Here is a 17,831-nt window from a genome sequence, read left to right as displayed (position 1 = left end):
CAAGGGTGGTGAAAATTTTGAATATGATATAATTGCCGTCAACGGGCACGAAATTGTAATTGTGGAGGTGAAAACCACACTGCGGGTTGGTGATGTAGAGGATTTTCATAAGAAGATATGGAAATCAAAAACCTACTTGCCGGAATATGCTGATAAGAAAAAATATGGCGCCATGGCCTTTCTTACTGCAGAAGGAGATAGCCACCGGATGGCCGAAAAACTCGGATTCTTCGTTATCAAAGCTACCGGCAACTCCTCTTCTATTGTCAACCAGGAAGATTTTAAACCCAAGGCTTTCTGATAAAGCCCATTCACAGTCACCCCGTGAATGCTGGCTAAACCAAAATAAAAAGCACATTACTATTGATAAAAGCGGCTTGAGAAGCTATTGAACTCAGATTAAAACCACAATCCTACCTTCATCCACCATCAAATTTTAACCCTACTTTTGCCCGATGGAATTTATTGATTTGGTAAAGCAGCGCTACAGCGCAAGGCGCTTCAAACCCACACCCGTTGCGCGTGGAGAGTTGTCGAAATGCATTGAGGCGGCCAGGCTGGCGCCCTCGGCAAGCAATTCGCAACCCTGGCATTTTGTGGTTACTGACGAACCTGCACTCTTGCAGCAGCTGGCAAAAGCTACGTATAGTTCGCTGGTAGCTTTTAATAAATTTACCCATCAGGCACCGGTTCTGGTGGCGCTGGTTATCGAAAAACCAAAAGTCATCACACAGATTGGCGCGGTCATCAAGAAAAGAGATTTCCCGATGATCGACACCGGCATCACCGCAGTGCATTTCTGTCTGCAGGCCGCAGAGCTTGGTCTGGGCACCTGCATGCTCGGCTGGTTCGACCAGAAAAAGATAAAACAACTGCTGGCTATTCCAAAAGATAAAACCATCGGTTTGCTGATTGCTGTGGGCTATCCGGAAAAAAATGAGCCTCCCGCCAAAAATCGCAAACCCAGCAGCGAGATGCATTCTTATAATGGATATAAAAAACCGTAACGCATCCAAAGGTCAAACTAAAAAATTGAGCTATCGGAGACAGGACGATACTCGTCTCCTAATTAAAAAAGTATATTTGAAAAACTTTATTTCTCTTTGCGGTGTTCTATAATTTTTGAAAATAAAGTTGAGCTCTTTGAAAAACACCACAATTAAAGGCATGGAAGTCATCGCACGGTTTGCGCCTGCTCATCAACTTAAGCTTGCAAATTGGGGAGTGTGACAGAGTTCTTCTGTTTTATAACAGGCATAATTTATCATCATTTAATAAATACAAAATGGAGTATAAAAGTATTCCCGACATGATTCGGCAACGGACGTCCCTCTACCAAAACAGAGATGCTATGCGCTTTTTCAATGCCGCTGGCGCTATCGAATCCAAAAGCTGGAACACGATGACGGAAGAATTCACCCGGCTCTCACGTGTGTTGCTGGCGCAGGATTTTGACTCAGGCGACAACATCGGCATCTTCAGTCAAAACATCCCTAAGTGGACCATTACCGAACTGGCCATTCTGAATATCCGCGCGGTGGTAGTTCCTTTTTTCGCCACAGCTTCACGCGATCAATGCAAGTATATCATCGACGAAACGGGCATGCGCATGCTCTTTGCCGGCGACCAGCCACAGCTCGACATAGCGATATGGCTTCTCGACAATACCAGCACGCTAAAGAAAGTAGTAGTTTTTAATGATGCACTTGATCTCTCCGATCCGCGGTGCGTCAGCTTCGGAAGTTACATCAACAGCAAAATGTGCGCTCCGCCTCAGCTTGAGGCACAGCAGCAGCCGGCCACTGTAGATGATCTGGCCACCATCATTTATACCTCAGGAACCACCGGCGAACCCAAAGGTGTGATGCTTTCGCACGACAATTTTCTCTACTCTTTCTCCATCCACCACGAACGCCTCGACGTCACTGACAAAGATGTTTCGATGACATTTCTGCCGCTCAGCCACATCTTTGAGCGCACCTGGACACTGCTGATCTTTTTTCGGGGCGCTACGAACTTTTATCTTTCCAATCCAAAAGAAATAATACAGTCGCTGCCAAAGGCCCAGCCTACGGTAATGTGCACTGTACCTCGTTTTTTCGAAAAAACCTACGATGGCATCCAGGACGAATATCAGCGCTGGCCTGCCACCAAGCGAGCTATTTTCAGATGGGCTATTGCCACTGGCTACAAGGTAATCGATCGTAAAAAACACAACCAGGCGCTTCCATTAATGTTGAGCATGCAACACAAAATTGCCGACCGTTTGGTTCTGAAAAAGTTGCGGGAAATCTTTGGTGGCAGCATGCGCACCATGCCTTGTTCAGGTGCCAGCCTTCCCATACATCTTCTCAGGTTTTTTAGCGCAACAGGCGTCTTTATCAATTATGGCTACGGTGCCACCGAAACTACCGCTACAGTTTCGTGCTTCAAAGCCGACCATCATGAGTTTGAGTCATGCGGTTCAATAATGCCAGGAATAGAGCTTAGGATTGGCGAAAAAAGCGAAATACTGGTGCGTGGACGAACGGTATTTTCGGGCTATTACAAAAAACCAGAGGCTACAGCCGAATCGCTCACCGATGGCTGGTACCACACCGGCGACGAAGGCGCCCTGACAAGTGCTGGCAACCTGGTGATGCACGACCGCCTGAAAGACCTTATGAAGACTTCGATAGGAAAATATGTGTCGCCACAAAAAATAGAGACCCTACTGAATCAGGAGCCGCTGTTTGAGCAGGTGGTGGTGTTTGGCGACAACCGCAAATTCATTACCGCCATCATCATCCCGGTGATGGACCGCATGGTGGCGCTTGCGCAAAAATGGGAAATAAAATACGCCGACTACAAAGATTTGCTGCTGCATGAGCGGATACGTTCGCATGTGTTGCAAAGAATTGAGACGCTGCAAAGCGAACTTGCCAACTACGAAAAGATTAGAGAATTTACGCTGCTAAGCGAGCCTTTCAGCATCGAAAGCCAGACCCTCACCAGCACGTTAAAAACCCGCCGCCGCGCCATCGAGATACAATATGCCGATGTAATTGCCAGCATGTACCATACGCGTGAAGGAGCTGAGGAATTTATTTAGATGTCGCACCACCATCGGTTTCAGCTTCTTCTTCCTCTTTGTCGGCTTGAAATTTAAAGCCCACCCTTTTGCCGGTGCGGATCTTCATATTGTCGAGTGATGTTTGAACTTGCTGAACAGTGAGAAGTTTCACTTCTTCGTAGGGTGGCGTCAGCAGATCGAAGTTGAGTGTGTATTTAACGGCAGAAGTGATGAGCTTGTGTGCCGCCTCTTCGGTCATCAGCGCCTTGTCGAAGCTGCGGAACAACTGCCCCAGCTCGCGCTTGCCTTCGATAAAGTAATGGGTATCTTTATTAATAAAAACGCGTCCGATAAGATAGCCCAGATCATTGATGCGCCGGTATTTGAATGAATCGCCCAGAAAGTTATAGATATTGATGACACCGCAATAGCTGCGTTCGGGGTCTTCTTTGATATAGGGCAGCCTCATCACCTCGTGGTCGCGTGAAAACTCAAACACGTTGGTGTGCATGATAAAAATCAGGATGTCGCCGGCAAATTTAAGCTCCACCTCAAACTCACCTCTGTTTTTGTGTTCAAAAGTAATGTCGCTGTTCTTGTATTGTTTAGAATCCTGAAACTCCTTTGACAACTGCTTTATTACACTTTTAAAAATCGCAAAGGTCTTGTAGGTGTTGTCGTAAACATTTTGCTTGAGGTTAGCTTTGTCGACAATAGCATGAAATAAATCCGTAGTAGACTGATCAGTTTCCATTTTTTTAAAAATTATTAATCATCATCAAATAAAGATTTGTTATTCAAAAGTGAAGGTGAACATAAATATTTTGGAGCGCAACGACTCGATGCTGTTGGTGTACATATTTCCTTCGCGAAGCAGCATGTCGCGGCTGCCGTACGACATAGTTAGCTCCACACCCAACTTAAACCAGTTCATATAAAACTCTATCCCGCCACCCAGCACGCCGTAGGTGTCGGTGCGGAAGAGCTTTGGCTCGTAGTTATTTTTTTCGGTTTTTTTAACCTGTGATGCCAGGTCGAAACTAAATTTGACGCCACCCGTGACGTAAGCTCTAAAGTTGTGGACACGCTTGGATTTATATTTTAACAAAAAAGGGAATTCGATAAAAGTGGACTGAATCTTTTGTTTGAGAACCATACTTGTGATAGTGTCGGAGCCGCGAAAAAGGCGCGTATCATAGTTCAGGTCACGTCGTCCGAAAGCCAGCGACGGGATAAAACGGAGGTTGAAATATTCACCCAGACGCAGATCGCCCACAATACCCACCGTAAAGCCCACGGTAGGCTCCGACAAAATACCATAAACCTGTGCGGAATCTACATCGGTCGAGGTAGAAAGACCCAGATCGGACTCCGGCAATTCGCGACCTTTAAAATATAGCTGATGCAGATTACTGACCGGAGTGATGACAAAATTCATCTGATTGCCGGAAATGATAAAACCAAAATGTAGGGTTTCGTAGTCGTAGAGTTTAAGGTTGGGAACCTTGTTGACTTGTGCTTTCAATCCTGCACCAAATAAAATGGTCATGATGATGAGCAAAGCCCGCAGAACCTTATGATTCTTCAAATTGATCCGTTTTTTAAAATTTAGTGATCAAACGGGCGGAGCTTGCTTTTATTTTCGGGCTGAGTAAATTGAAGCGATGCCCAGCGTCAGCGTTCGGATGGCAGGATTGGTATAGCCAGCTTGTGTGAGATAGCGCGTAAAGTCGGTGCCGGAGGGGAAGTAGCCAACCGAATCGGGCAGGTAGCTGTAAGCGCTTTTGTCTTTGGAAATCCAACGCCCCACCGTGGGCAGGATGCGTTTAAAGTAAAACTGATAGAGCTGTTTTACAGGAAAAGTCCGGGGCTTTGAAAACTCCAGTATCACCACCAGACCATCTTTTTTTAAAACCCGGCGCATCTCAGCCAATCCTTTGGGCAGGTCTTCGAAGTTGCGCACACCAAAGGCGATCATCACCACATCAAAGGTATCATCATCAAAAGGCAGCGCTTCGCCATCACCCTGCAGCAAAGTAATTTGCTCCTGCAGATTTTTCTTTTGCAACTTCTTCTGCTGAAATTTAAGCATCTCCGCGGAGAGGTCGACTGCAGTAACTTTGGTGTCGGGCAGCGCAGCAGCAGCTATGGCCAGGTCGCCGGTGCCGGTAGCCAGATCGAGAATATGGCGGTGCGGTTGGCTCCTGATCATTTTAATAACACGTCGCCGCCACAGCTTATCGATGTCCGCGGAGAGCAGATGGTTTAAAAGATCATAGCTTGGCGCAATATTGTCGAACATCTTCTGCACCTGCTCCTTCTGTGCAATGGTAGCTTTGGCAGTTTTTGTACCGGAATTGGTTGGCGGCTGTGGTTGGTGATTTTTTTTCATCCTACCCGACAGTCTCATTTATTTTGGCCCATTCATGCAGCAGCTTCTCTTTATTCACCGGAACTACGCCAACATATTCGCACACCTGCCCGCCGGCAAGATTGCTCAAAGCAGCAATATCGAAATCATTCATTCCAGCTGCAAGCCCCAGAGTTGCCACGCTGATGACGGTGTCGCCGGCACCCGAAACGTCGGCAATGGAACGACGGTGAGCCGCAAGATGTTCCACCGTGAAAGTCCCATCGTTATTTCGCCGGCTGATAAAAATGCCATCTTCCGAAAGCGTAATCATTACCAGATCCACCTTCTGACGAATATGAATCTTCTGTGCTGCCAGTTTCAGCGACTCTATATCAAAGCTGGCAGCCTCTATACCCAGCCCTTCTTTCAGCTCCTTGAGGTTAGGCTTGAAAAGCGTAATGTTTTTATATGCACCAAAATTGCGGTGCTTTGGATCAACAGTTACCGGAATTTTCATTTTAGTAGCCAGATTAGCCACTTTAGTTATCAACGCCGGAGTGATAACGCCTTTGTCGTAGTCCTGAAAAATGATAGCATCTATGTGCTGTTCTTTTATAGCCACCTCCACCAGATTCAGAAAAGTCTTCATATCCTCCTCCGATAATGATTCGGTACATTCCTCGTCGACGCGGAGCAGCTGAACATTGTTGCCGATGATACGGAACTTGGTGGTGGTGATGCGGCTTTTGCTGTGAAGAATGACTCCTGAAAAAAGATCATTTTCCTTCATCAACTGCATAAACTCCTGCGACTTCTCCTCCTGCCCTATTACCGAACACAACACCGGACGTGCCCCCATGGCTTTGATATTGAGCGCAACGTTGGCAGCGCCGCCCAGATGCCGGGCACGCCTGTTGACGGCTACTACCGGAACAGGAGCCTCAGGCGAGATGCGATCAACCGACCCGAAAAGGTACAAATCAATCATTACATCGCCAATGATCATAATATTTTTGGTGGCCAAAGAACGGAATAGATCCGAAGCCTTTTTTAATCCATTTTCATTCATCATAGATGTTAAAAAATTTGCCTGCAAACATACAATTATCCCAGAAGGGGAAAGCCCATAACGATCGAGGTTGCACAAAAAAGGGGCACTCGCCCCCTTGTATTTTTATTAAAACAAAAATCTTAACTCAACACGCCTTAGTGCAGCTTTGCCAGCGCTGTGGCTATTCGCTCGATGGCACGCTCAATTTCAGAGATTTTGGTAGCGTAGGAAATGCGGATACACTCATCGCAACCAAAAGCCTCGCCGGGCACCAGTGATACATACACCGTGTCGAGCAGATACATGCACAAATCCATCCCGTTTTTAATCATATGCGTGCCATCAGTTTTACCGTAATACGACGACACATCGGGGAATACATAAAAAGCTCCTTCGGGAACATTGGTTTTAACACCCGGAATCTTTTTGAGCAACTCCAGCACCACGTCGCGCCGTTCGTGAAATGCTTTTTTCATTTCACTAACTTCATCCAGGGCACAAGCTCCTTCTTTGAGCGCCACCAACGCTGCCATCTGCGATATCGACGAAGACCCCGAAGTGTATTGCCCCTGCAGGGTATTCATGGCATCGGCGATATGTTGCGGCGCTCCGGCATAACCGATGCGCCACCCCGTCATAGCAAAACCTTTCGAAACACCGTTGACGGTAATCACACGATCTTTGATAAAGTCGAACTGCGCCATGCTTTCGTGTTTGCCAATAAAATTGATCTCCTCATAGATTTCATCGCTGATTACATAGATATCTTCTTTTTCGGCCAATACTTCCGCCAAAGCGCGCAGCTCATCTCGTGAGATAACAGCCCCTGAAGGATTGCATGGCGAACTATAAATAAAAAGGCGCGTGCGATCAGTAATTTTATCGCGCACCGCCTGCGGGTCAACCTTGAAGTCGGTGGCGAGGGTTGACGGAATTATCACCGGCACCCCTTCGGCCATCTTCACCATTTCTGGATACGACACCCAATACGGCGCTGGTATCAGCACCTCATCACCAGGATTGATCAAACAAAGAATGGCGTTGGCGATAGATTGCTTGGCGCCACCCGAAACAATGATTTGGCCCGGGCGGTAGGTGATGCCGTTTTCTTTTTGAAATTTAGCCGCTATAGCCTCCCGCAACTCCTTGTAACCCGCAACAGGCGAATAGTGGGTTATGTTGTTGTGAATGGCTTTGATGGCTCCTTCCTTGATGCACATCGGCGTGTTAAAATCTGGCTCTCCGATACTCAGACTGATGACATCTTTTCCGGCTTCTTTTAATTCGCGGCCACGGCGTGTCATGGCCAGGGTAGCCGACTCCGATAACGAGCGTACCCGATTGGACAAATGATTTTGACTCATAACATTGTTTTTGTGTAAAACCCCTATTAGATGGACAAAAGTAAATAATTAACCATCCCTTTGCAGGTGCTGGATTAAATATTTTCTAATGCAAAAGAACAGCAGGCAGTTCTCAGTTGGCAGTTCTCAGTCAAGACAAAACGCGGCAACATCGGTTTATCCAATTTTTCAACCGGATAAACTTATTTAGATTTCTCTCCAAAGGGTTGCATCCCCTGCGAAAACAAGTGATTAGATTCTAACGAACTTTCGAGCACAACGCGCCCTGCGCCAAGCGTCAATCAACTATTTGCGATAAGCGCTATTGCAATAATGGCCAATCCGATACCAGCCCAGTTGGTGACGGAAAGCTTTTCGCGGAAAGCGACAAAGCCAACCAACGACGAAAGCACCACCACGCCGATGTTGTAAACAGGTATAAAAAACGAAACCTCGTACACATTAAGCCCTTCCAAAACAAAAAGTGTCGAATACCAATTGAGCAAACCCAGCAATATGCCGGCAATAATATTTTTAAGGATTCTGCCTGAGGGTTCCTTTCGGGATTTGTAGGCAAACACCAGCAGCCCAAACAGCAATGCAAATCCAAAGGATGTAGCCAGAAAAGCCGTAAAATCGTTGGTGAGATAGCCATGTTCAGCCACCTTCATCAATGAGTCGTTGATGCCGACAGCCAAAAACAAAATCACCGGCAAATACACAAACGCCTGATTGATGCGCACCTTTTTACTTTTTTTAGAGCTAAAATAAAAAGCTGCCAGCCCTGCAACGATCCCTGCTATTTTTAAAATCCCGGCGGTATCGCCAAAAAACATAAATCCCAACGACACAGGTATTACCACCGACATGCGGCTGGAGATGGCTGTGATGGCTACTCCGGCATTTTGCGCCGAGAGTGCAAAAAGATTAAAGGAAACGATGAGCGAAAGCCCCATGAGGATGCTCAAATAAAACCACGGCGCGCCGACGATCGCCTCCGGATTGAAACTCGAGGGTTCGCTGGCAAAGCCAAAAACACACGCCACCAGATAGTTAACCGTAATGGCCTGTACGACACTAATTTTAAAATATTCAAAAACCCTAAATGTGATAATGATAGCCGTCGAGAGAAGGATGGCAAGTAGCAAGTAGATCATCGATATGTTTTTTTTGGCAAAGATATCCGAAATAAGGCCAGTTCATAAAGTTGTCGGGTGGGAGAAGAAATTGTCTCTGTTGGATTTCTTTGTGATTGTTTACACCGACTACCGGCGGTTGCTTTGTTTCGTTTTGGGATTTATTTGTCTTTTGTCTTCTTGTCTTTTGGAATTTGCTCCAGCAATCTCATCTTCTCAATCCATTGCAACATATTGTCGTTGGTGGCCGGCAAATCGAAAGGAGGCTCGTATTGGTGATTACCCACGGCGCTGATGGCATCTTTGAGCGCCAGCCAAACCGAGAGCGCCAACATCAGCGGCGGCTCTCCCACAGCCTTGCTGTTTTGGATTGTACCCACATTAGGAATATCGCGGGCAATTTCTATTTCAAAAACTTCCGGGATGTTGCGCACGCCTGGTATTTTATAAGTGTCGGGCGAATGTGTAAGGAGAAAACCTTTGTCGTTCCATTTTATCTCTTCGGTGGTGCACCAGCCCACGCCCTGCACAAAACCACCTTCTATCTGACCGAGATCAATCGCAGCATTTATTGAATCACCAACATCGTGTACGATATAGGTTTTTAGGATTCTGTGATCGCCGGTCAGCGTGTCGAGCTGCACCTGCGAAACAGCCATGCCGTAAGCAAAATAATGAAACGGGCTGCCTTTGCCTGTGGTTGTGTCGAAAGATAATCCTGGTGTGCGGTAATATCCGGTTGCGCTCAGGCTCACTCGCTCGAGATAAGCCTGGCTCACCAGTTTTTCGAAAGCAATACCCTTGTCGGGATGATCTTTCGGCGCCACTTTTCCATCAGCAAAAATAAGTTCATCGTCCTTGTTTATTTTCATCAACGACTGCGCTATTGGCGTAAGCCGCGAAATAAGTTTGTCGATGGCGTTTTTTACAGCCATACCGTTCAGGTCGCTACCCGATGATGCCGCCGTAGCCGAAGTGTTGGGAACTTTGGAAGTATTGGTAGCGGTGATGATAATGCGATCGGGCGGAAGCCCCAACAAACTGGACGTTATCCCCAGCATCTTGATGTGCAGCCCCTGCCCCATCTCGGTGCCGCCATGATTTACCTGCACGCTGCCGTCGCGATAGATGTGCACCAGCGCCCCGGCCTGATTCAAAAAGCCAGTGGTAAAGGAGATTCCAAACTTGACAGGAGTAAGCGCTAGTCCTTTTTTAATAAATTCATTTTCTTTATTAAAGGCTTCTGTCTCACGGCGCAAGGCCGGATAATGCGAAAAGTTTATGAGCCGATCGAAAAGTTTTTCCAGACGAACCTCGCTCAACTGCTGACCATAATGCGTTTGCTGCCCATCTTTATAAAAATTCTGTTTTCTAATTTCAGCGGCATCTTTGTGAAGGACGCGAGCCATGCGATCTATCACGGTTTCTACCACAGCCATCCCCTGCGGTCCACCAAAACCTCTGAAGGCAGTGTTGGGCGGCAGATTCGTTTTCCACACCTGCCCGGTCACGCGCAGATTGGGGATATGATACGCATTGTCGATGTGAAACATGGCGCGCTCGAGAACGGCCCCCGAGAGATCGAGTGCAGCGCCGCCGTCGGCATGCAGCGCCACGTCGAGCGCCAGCAAGTGTCCGTCGGCATTGTAAGCCGCGCGATATTCCGAAAGAAAGCGATGGCGTTTGCCGGTCATCATCTGGTCGTCGTCACGAAAGAGATGCATCTTCACGGGATAGCGAGTGGCGTGGGCAAGCAAAGCCGTCCAGGCTGCTATGTGATTGGCCTGCGTTTCTTTACCACCAAAAGCTCCTCCCATGCGCTTCACCTCTACCGTCACGGCATTGGCGGGCACAGCCAGCACCTGCGCCACGATGGTTTGCGTTTCGGTGGGATGTTGTGTGGAACTGTAAACCATCATTTGCCCGGCTTCGTCTGGCACACACAGGCACGACTGTGTTTCGAGATACCAATGTTCCTGTGCGCCAGTGTGCAAAGTTCCGTTCAGAATATGTTCAGCATTTCCGAAGGCCTTCCCCACATCACCCGTCACTATTTGTCGCGGGCTGGAAAGGAAACTATTTTTAGAAATGGCGGTTTCGAGATCGGTGATCGCTTCCAGGGATTCGTATTCTATGGTTACAAGGCTGGCTGCCTTTCGGGCTGATGCTTCGGTACGGGCGGCAATCAGAACTACAGCCTGTCCGAAAAAATTCACCCTGTCAGTGGCCAGACACGGCTCATCCGGCACCACCAACCCCATTTGGTTTAGCCCCGGAATGTCGGCGGCAGTAATCACAGCCATTACACCTTCCATAGCTCGCGCCTGCTGCACGTCGATGCTTCGGATATTTGCATGCGCTTCGCGGCTGTAAACCACGCGCCCATAAAGTAACCGGCCGCCAAAATCCATATCATTCACAAAAACCGACTGGCCGGTAACATGTTGCAAAGCGCTGTGATGCGGCTTCGGAGTAGGTTGCTTATTTTTCATAATCTGAAGCATTGAAGATTTGTTGTTCTCCGGCGGTTTCCGTCCAGAATTTCATCATAAGATTCTTCACCATAATGCTACGTGCTGCAGCATCGGCACGGGCATCGCTGATCGGTGTGTATTCCTTCGGGAGCAAGGCTGCTGCCTCCATTGCAGTAATGCGATCCCAACTTTTCCCAACCAAGAAACCTTCAGTTTGCGTTGCTCTTTTGGGAATGGCAGCCACACCGCCAAAGGCGATGCGTGCACAACTTATTTTTTCCTCTTTTGAAAAAGTCAGCCGCATGGCCGCCGAAACCGAGGAGATGTCGAGGTCTTTGCGCTTGGAAATTTTATAGGTCTTAATAAATTCCTGCTCACCGGGTTTTTCAAACCAAATCATACTGATAAGCTCGTCGGCGGCCAAAGCTGTTTTGCGGTAGCCGGTAATAAAGTCGTGCAGCGGCATATCGCGCTGAAAATCTTTTTTCATCAGCCGCACCTGCGCCTGAAGCACCAACAACAACGGCAGCAGATCACCAATGGGCGAGGCCGTTCCAACATTACCACCAATTGTGGCTACATTGCGGATTTGTAATGATCCGAATACCGCCGCAATATCCCGCAAGTAAGGCAGCCGGTCATTGGCATATTCCAAAAGTTCCTGCAGCGTAGTACCCGCCCCGAATGAAACCCGCCGGCGATCTTCGATGATAAATTTTAATGCATCCACCGAGGAGATATCTAATATTTTGGAGAGCGTAATATTTTTCTTGGTCTGCAATAACGCCGTATCGGTAGAACCCCCGATGATAGAGGCATCGGGATGCTGGCTGCGCAAAAGCAACGCCTCTTCCAGCGTAAAAGGTTTGAGATAACGCTGACCGTTGCTTTGTAGATCGAGCGAAGTTTCATCAGAAGAAATTTCGCCGAGCAGCGTCAAAACCTGCTCTTCCTGTGCCGTAAAATGATCGGCGGCAGGATCGTGACAAACATCCAAAGCAGCATCGATAATAGAGCGATAACCGGTGCAGCGGCAAAGGTTGCCGGTAAGCGCATCGGTAACGGTTTCGCGCGAGGGATCAGTATGATTTTTATAAAGAGCAAACAGCGACATAACAATGCCGGGCGTGCAGTACCCGCACTGGCTGCCATGATGACTGACCATAGCCGTTTGCACCGGATGAAGCTGCATTTGTGTTGGTGTGGTCACAGCCAGATTTTCGATGGTGATAAGCTGCTTGCCATGGATCATCGGCAAAAACACCAGGCACGAGTCGATGCTTTTGTATTCAAGCCCGCCGCGATTGTTCAGCCCCGCTACTACAACGGTGCAAGCACCGCAGTCGCCTTCAGAGCAGCCCTCTTTCACACCTTTATGCCCCTCGATTTGCCGCAGATAAGTAAGCACTGTTGTGGTGGGCGAGAGTTGTGATTGTTCGAAATCGACCTCCCGGATTTTATTATCCAATACAAATCTTACTTTACTCCCTGAATGCCTCATGAATTAAGGTTTTAGAAAATGATTATCTTTTTTGATGTGACAAAAGTAAAAATTTAGTAAAGAGATGGGGGGTTAGAGGGCAGAAAAGTTAGGGAGTTCACAGACAGCAGGCAGCAATTAAATAAAAAGAATCATTGTTGTCCGGTAAACAGAATTTCCTTTTTAACCGGACACCAGTGAAAAAGAATGAATATCGCTACCTACTTCGGGAAATGATGATTTGACGCCAATTCTGCTTCGTAGCCAATGAATGAAATCACGACCTCCCCTGCTCGTTGAGCAAACGGGTGCTGTGCTTGAGGGTGCGTAAAATCAGCACTACCACAATGGTAATAATGAGGATGATGTTGACGGTGCGCAAAGGCTCGAATGTGTGGGTGAGCGAATACCAGCGCAGATTGTCGATAAAGGCAAAGCCAATAACTGTCGCCAAAACACCCGAATACTCGCGGCGCAGAACCGACTTGAACGAGAACACCATGGGCGACTTGCGATAGTTTTTAAAAGATGGGATAAACGCCGGTGCTGTGCGCGACCACTCCAGATAGGAATCTCCAAATTTTCGTTCCAGAAAACGCTCTTCGGCAAACATGATGCGCTCGTAGTAAAGCCAGAAAGCCAAAGAAATAATGATGACAAAATAAATATTAAAAGTAAAAATCACGATCCCGATCCACATCAGATAGTTGCCCAGATACAGCGGGTGACGGATGACGGAATAAATGCCGCCGGTATTGAGCTGCTCAGCCACCTGCCCTTCGCTGGTGTTGCGCCCGGAAGTACCTGCCGGCGTGGTGCCGATAGCGATGGCACGCACAACAAATCCCGCAAGACTCACCAGCACCGCCAGCGCCACCACAGCCTCATACCAGGGCTGCCCGGGGACATTGGTAAACCAAACAACGACTGCTGCCGGAACAAACAAAAAAACCGGAAGCCAGCCCCGGTTGCGAAATAAATAATTACCGCTAGTTTCGAAAGAGTGGATAAGCGCCATCAACAATTGTTTTTTTGGTGATATCGGCAAAAGTAGGTTTTTCTTACAAATACATTTCCACCTGAAAAAGTTATACATTTGCCCGAAGTTAATGTGCCGGAAAAAGTGAGCAACATCGGTTTGATTTTTTTAACAAAACGATGAAGCATACCAGGCATAGCGCGATTTTTTGATGAAACATTAAATAATTAAAATACATTTCAATAACCAAACACATAAACATGGAAAATTACAACAAAGCTCTTAAGAAATGGATCGACGACGAGAAAGCCGCCGTAGAGTTTATTAACGTCGCCTCCAAGCTGTGGTTCGACAAATCTATCGAACTGATTCTCTTGCGCAGCACTCTAATAGACTGTGGCGCCGCCCAAATCCTCAACAAACACATCGAGGCCGAGGCGATCCTGAAAAAACCTGTAAAAGTGCAGGATTCTTTGCTGCTGGCTCAAGCCATCCTCACCGAGAATGTGGCTCCTACCCGTCTCGACATCGGCAGGCTCAACGCTGAGTGGTCTGAAGAGAAAAAAAACTTTGTAAATATCAATGAGTTTATCAAAACAAAACTCAAAGAATTTATCGGCGCGGCACCGCGTAGCAAGCAAGTTCAGGATGTGGTGCTTTATGGCTTTGGTCGGATTGGCCGGCTGCTGGCACGTGAGCTGGTAAAGGTGACAGGCAACGGATCGCAACTGCGCCTCAGAGCCATCGTCACGCGCACCAACAATCCGGATGATTTGAGCAAGCGTCTCTCACTCTTTCGCAAAGATTCGGTGCACGGATCCTTTAGCGGCGTAGCCATAGAAGACGTCGATAACAAATGCTTCCACATCAATGGTAACATCGTTCATTTTATCGTTGCCTCCGACCCTTCCGAAATCGACTATACTGCCTATGGCATCCATGATGCACTGATCATCGATAATACCGGCGTTTGGCGCGACCGGGCAGGACTAAGCCGACATCTGCAATCAAAAGGAGCTGCCAGAGTACTGCTGACAGCACCTGGCAAAGGCGACATCCCCAACGTTGTGTATGGTGCCAATCAGGACTCTCTGAATCTGGACAGCGAGACCATCTTTTCGGCTGCAAGCTGCACCACCAACGCCATTGTACCCGGACTAACGGTGATAGAACAGGAACTTGGAATTGTTAAAGGACATATTGAGACCATCCATGCCTACACCAACGACCAAAACCTGCTAGACAACTACCACAAGAAATCGCGCCGCGGCCGTTCGGCTCCTTTAAATATGGTGCTCACCGAAACCGGTGCAGGATCGGCAGCAGCCAAAGTTAATCCGGCCTTCGCCGGAATACTCACCTCCAACGCAGTGCGTGTGCCCACACCGAATGTTTCGCTGGCCATACTCACCCTGGAAGTGAAAAAAGAAACTTCAGTCGAAGAAGTCAACAACCTCTTCCTGGAGGCTTCGCTGCGCGGCAAGCTCATCGAGCAAATCCGCTACAGCAACTCCACAGAGTATGTTTCGTCAGATGGCATCGGCGACCCACATGCCTGCATCTTCGATCAGCCTTCGACCAAAGTGTCGGCCGACAAAAAAACTGTAATCATCTATCTTTGGTACGACAACGAGTTTGGCTATACAGCACAATGTGTGCGTCTTGCCAAACATATCGGAAAAGTTAAGAAATACAGATATTATTAATAGCAATAAAACGCAACATCACAAAAGGGGCATCATCAACACTTGCCCCTTTATTTTTTTTTATAATCTCAAAATAAAATGGGCAAAACAAAATATATTTTTGTTACCGGCGGCGTAACGTCGAGCCTGGGCAAGGGTATTATATCGGCATCGCTGGCCAAGCTCTTGCAGGCACGAGGTTACACGGTGGCCATTCAAAAACTCGATCCTTACATCAATATCGACCCGGGCACTTTGAACCCTTACGAACACGGCGAATGTTTTGTAACAGAAGATGGCGCCGAAACCGACCTGGACCTGGGACATTACGAACGTTTCTCGAATACGCCAACCTCGCAGGAAAACAATGTTACCACCGGCAAAATTTATCAGGCGGTGATCAACAAAGAACGGCGTGGCGACTATCTCGGATCCACGGTTCAGGTGATTCCGCACATCACGGATGAAATAAAATACCGCATCAAGCTGCTGGCCAACAAAGGCGATTACGATTTTTTGATTACTGAAATTGGCGGCACGGTGGGCGATATCGAGTCGCTGCCTTACATCGAGGCGGTGCGACAGATGCGGTGGGAATTGCTGCACAACTCAGTGGTAATCCACCTCACGCTGGTGCCCTATCTGGCCGCAGCCCAGGAACTAAAAACCAAACCAACACAACACAGCGTGAAGACCATGCTGGAGCAAGGCGTTCAGCCCGACATCATCGTCTGCCGCACCGAACGTCCGCTCAATCAGACATTGAAAAGCAAAATCGCTCTGTTTTGTAATGTGGAAGAATCGTCGGTAATCGAATCCATTGATGCGGAGACCATTTACGACGTACCGCTGCTCATGCTCGAAGAAAAGCTGGATGTGGAGGTATTGCGCAAGCTTAATATGCCCATCGAAAGTGAACCCAAACTGGAGCAGTGGAAAGAATTTTTACGCAAATACAAGAATCCTTCGCGTAAGATAAGCATCGGGTTGGTAGGAAAATACGTGGAGCTGAAAGACGCCTACAAATCCATCATCGAATCGTTTATCCACGCCGGCACCTCCAACGACTGCAGAGTGAATCTGGAGCTCATCCAAAGCGAAGAGCTTGAGGAAAATGGTATCGGCGAACGCTTCGCCGGCCTCGACGGCATTTTGGTAGCGCCGGGATTTGGCGTCCGCGGCATCGAAGGAAAAATATTAGCCATCCAGTATGCACGTACGCAAGGCATCCCATTTTTGGGCATTTGCCTGGGCATGCAATGCGCTGTGATAGAGTTTGCCCGCAATGTGCTGGGACTCGAAAAAGCCAACTCCACTGAATTCAACAACAAGACGCCACATCCGGTAATAGATATGATGGAAGAACAGAAAAAGATCTCGGGTATGGGTGGCACCATGCGCCTGGGCAGCTACGAATGCACCATTTCGCCCGGAACGCTGGCCTTCAAAATCTACGGCAAAGACGAAATTACCGAGCGTCATCGCCACCGCTATGAGTTTAACAACAAATACATGTATCAATACCAGCAGGCAGGCCTCATTCAGTCGGGCATCAACACACGCGGTCATCTGGTGGAAATTGTAGAACTTACCAGCCACCCCTGGTTTGTGGGCGTACAATTTCATCCCGAATACAAAAGCACCGTGGCCAATCCGCACCCGCTCTTTGTGAGTTTTGTCAAAGCAGCCATCGATCATTCAGATAGTAGCAAGTAGAAAAAAGAGGTGATTGATGAGAGGTGAGAAGATTTTAAAGACGCACAGCAGTGCGTCTTTTTTTATTAGAATAAAATTGGAATGATGAAACCGTGCAGTAATAATGGTTGAACGATTTATCGACCGCAGAGACGCACACATCCGGAGAAACAACAGTAACCGGATTGGATGGAAACCGCAAAACATCATCTTACAAATCCATGCACGCCATTCCCTTCAACTACCTGTATACAGTTGGTTTGATGCGATTTGAGTGGACCTATTGCGTTGCAATTTCAAGCCTTTTGGTACACACGTCACACCGAATCGAATTAAAGGCAGAAAGATGAAAAAGATGCTGTAATCTTGCAGCGCCATTGGGTTCTTTGAGACCAAAACCCAAGGGGGTCAGTATTACTGAAATATCCAATTAAGGGCTTTTTTTTCAGTTGAATACAGAGAAATTTTAGCGTTTTGTTAAACAATATTTTAGAATCGGCATGAATACTTTTGAATACTATGAAATAATCAGCTTTACAGCTACTCATTCCGGGTACTGTAAAGGCGATGAAAAAACCGCAGC

Annotated in this window: 14 protein-coding genes; 5 read left to right on the top strand and 9 right to left on the bottom strand. The window is 47.6% G+C overall.

Going from position 1 to position 17,831, the window contains the following annotated elements:
- From VFC92_07825 to VFC92_07815, 3 genes are all read left to right on the top strand, one after another.
- Positions 1–301, top strand: a 301-nt coding sequence (locus tag VFC92_07825) for a hypothetical protein (protein HZK08095.1), incomplete at its 5' end; no start/stop codon positions are given.
- 154 nt (positions 302–455) lie between these two features.
- On the top strand, positions 456–1,007 hold the full coding sequence (locus tag VFC92_07820; protein HZK08094.1) for a nitroreductase family protein: 552 nt from the start codon (positions 456–458) through the stop codon (positions 1,005–1,007).
- Positions 1,008–1,285: 278 nt separating this feature from the next.
- Positions 1,286–3,091, top strand: coding sequence for a long-chain fatty acid--CoA ligase (locus VFC92_07815; protein HZK08093.1), 1,806 nt, complete (start codon positions 1,286–1,288; stop codon positions 3,089–3,091).
- Here the strand turns inward: VFC92_07815 and VFC92_07810 are convergent.
- The 9 genes from VFC92_07810 to VFC92_07770 form a co-directional block, all read right to left on the bottom strand.
- Entirely contained in the window at positions 3,084–3,806 is a 723-nt protein-coding gene (locus VFC92_07810) for a hypothetical protein (protein ID HZK08092.1), read from the bottom strand. The genes VFC92_07815 and VFC92_07810 overlap by 8 nt on opposite strands.
- Before the next feature lie 39 nt (positions 3,807–3,845).
- The gene (locus VFC92_07805; protein ID HZK08091.1) at positions 3,846–4,640 is read right to left on the bottom strand and encodes a porin family protein; all 795 of its coding nucleotides are present in this window, start codon (positions 4,638–4,640) and stop codon (positions 3,846–3,848) included.
- Between the two features lie 48 nt (positions 4,641–4,688).
- Entirely contained in the window at positions 4,689–5,444 is a 756-nt protein-coding gene (ubiE, locus tag VFC92_07800) for a bifunctional demethylmenaquinone methyltransferase/2-methoxy-6-polyprenyl-1,4-benzoquinol methylase UbiE (GenBank protein HZK08090.1), read from the bottom strand.
- A 1-nt stretch (position 5,445) separates the two neighbouring features.
- The gene (locus tag VFC92_07795) at positions 5,446–6,477 is read right to left on the bottom strand and encodes a bifunctional ADP-heptose synthase (GenBank protein ID HZK08089.1); all 1,032 of its coding nucleotides are present in this window, start codon (positions 6,475–6,477) and stop codon (positions 5,446–5,448) included.
- A 134-nt stretch (positions 6,478–6,611) separates the two neighbouring features.
- The gene (locus VFC92_07790; GenBank protein HZK08088.1) at positions 6,612–7,820 is read right to left on the bottom strand and encodes a pyridoxal phosphate-dependent aminotransferase; all 1,209 of its coding nucleotides are present in this window, start codon (positions 7,818–7,820) and stop codon (positions 6,612–6,614) included.
- A 281-nt stretch (positions 7,821–8,101) separates the two neighbouring features.
- Positions 8,102–8,956 (bottom strand): EamA family transporter, encoded by an 855-nt coding sequence (locus VFC92_07785; protein HZK08087.1) that lies wholly within the window; start codon positions 8,954–8,956, stop codon positions 8,102–8,104.
- Positions 8,957–9,096: 140 nt separating this feature from the next.
- The gene (gene xdhB, locus VFC92_07780) at positions 9,097–11,427 is read right to left on the bottom strand and encodes a xanthine dehydrogenase molybdopterin binding subunit (GenBank protein HZK08086.1); all 2,331 of its coding nucleotides are present in this window, start codon (positions 11,425–11,427) and stop codon (positions 9,097–9,099) included.
- A complete protein-coding gene (gene xdhA, locus VFC92_07775) occupies positions 11,417–12,910 on the bottom strand; it encodes a xanthine dehydrogenase small subunit (GenBank protein ID HZK08085.1) in 1,494 nt (497 codons plus the stop codon). Before xdhA ends, xdhB begins: the two co-directional genes overlap by 11 nt.
- Positions 12,911–13,166: 256 nt before the next feature.
- Positions 13,167–13,907, bottom strand: a complete 741-nt coding sequence (locus tag VFC92_07770; GenBank protein ID HZK08084.1) for an isoprenylcysteine carboxylmethyltransferase family protein — start codon at positions 13,905–13,907, stop codon at positions 13,167–13,169.
- Between the two features lie 221 nt (positions 13,908–14,128).
- Here VFC92_07770 and VFC92_07765 point away from each other — a divergent pair, with 221 nt between their 5' ends.
- Positions 14,129–15,574, top strand: coding sequence for a glyceraldehyde-3-phosphate dehydrogenase (locus tag VFC92_07765; GenBank protein HZK08083.1), 1,446 nt, complete (start codon positions 14,129–14,131; stop codon positions 15,572–15,574).
- A 78-nt stretch (positions 15,575–15,652) separates the two neighbouring features.
- Positions 15,653–17,269: a CTP synthase gene (locus tag VFC92_07760; protein ID HZK08082.1), complete on the top strand. Its 1,617-nt coding sequence runs from the start codon at positions 15,653–15,655 to the stop codon at positions 17,267–17,269.
- The last annotated feature ends 562 nt before the right edge of the window (positions 17,270–17,831 follow it).

The sequence above is a fragment of the Bacteroidales bacterium genome (assembly GCA_035647615.1).
In the GTDB taxonomy this organism is placed as follows: Bacteria; Bacteroidota; Bacteroidia; order Bacteroidales; family 4484-276; genus SABY01.
Note: the sequence above shows the minus strand (reverse complement) of the source record. Positions and strands in the feature narration are given on the sequence as shown.

Coding starts and splice junctions, on each gene's coding strand:
- VFC92_07820 (HZK08094.1), top strand. CDS start 456: ATGGAATTTATTGATTTGGTAAAGCAGCGCTACAGCGCAAGGCGCTTC.
- VFC92_07815 (HZK08093.1), top strand. CDS start 1,286: ATGGAGTATAAAAGTATTCCCGACATGATTCGGCAACGGACGTCCCTC.
- VFC92_07810 (HZK08092.1), bottom strand. CDS start 3,806: ATGGAAACTGATCAGTCTACTACGGATTTATTTCATGCTATTGTCGAC.
- ubiE (HZK08090.1), bottom strand. CDS start 5,444: ATGAAAAAAAATCACCAACCACAGCCGCCAACCAATTCCGGTACAAAA.
- VFC92_07795 (HZK08089.1), bottom strand. CDS start 6,477: ATGATGAATGAAAATGGATTAAAAAAGGCTTCGGATCTATTCCGTTCT.
- VFC92_07790 (HZK08088.1), bottom strand. CDS start 7,820: ATGAGTCAAAATCATTTGTCCAATCGGGTACGCTCGTTATCGGAGTCG.
- VFC92_07785 (HZK08087.1), bottom strand. CDS start 8,956: ATGATCTACTTGCTACTTGCCATCCTTCTCTCGACGGCTATCATTATC.
- xdhB (HZK08086.1), bottom strand. CDS start 11,427: ATGAAAAATAAGCAACCTACTCCGAAGCCGCATCACAGCGCTTTGCAA.
- xdhA (HZK08085.1), bottom strand. CDS start 12,910: ATGAGGCATTCAGGGAGTAAAGTAAGATTTGTATTGGATAATAAAATC.
- VFC92_07770 (HZK08084.1), bottom strand. CDS start 13,907: ATGGCGCTTATCCACTCTTTCGAAACTAGCGGTAATTATTTATTTCGC.
- VFC92_07765 (HZK08083.1), top strand. CDS start 14,129: ATGGAAAATTACAACAAAGCTCTTAAGAAATGGATCGACGACGAGAAA.
- VFC92_07760 (HZK08082.1), top strand. CDS start 15,653: ATGGGCAAAACAAAATATATTTTTGTTACCGGCGGCGTAACGTCGAGC.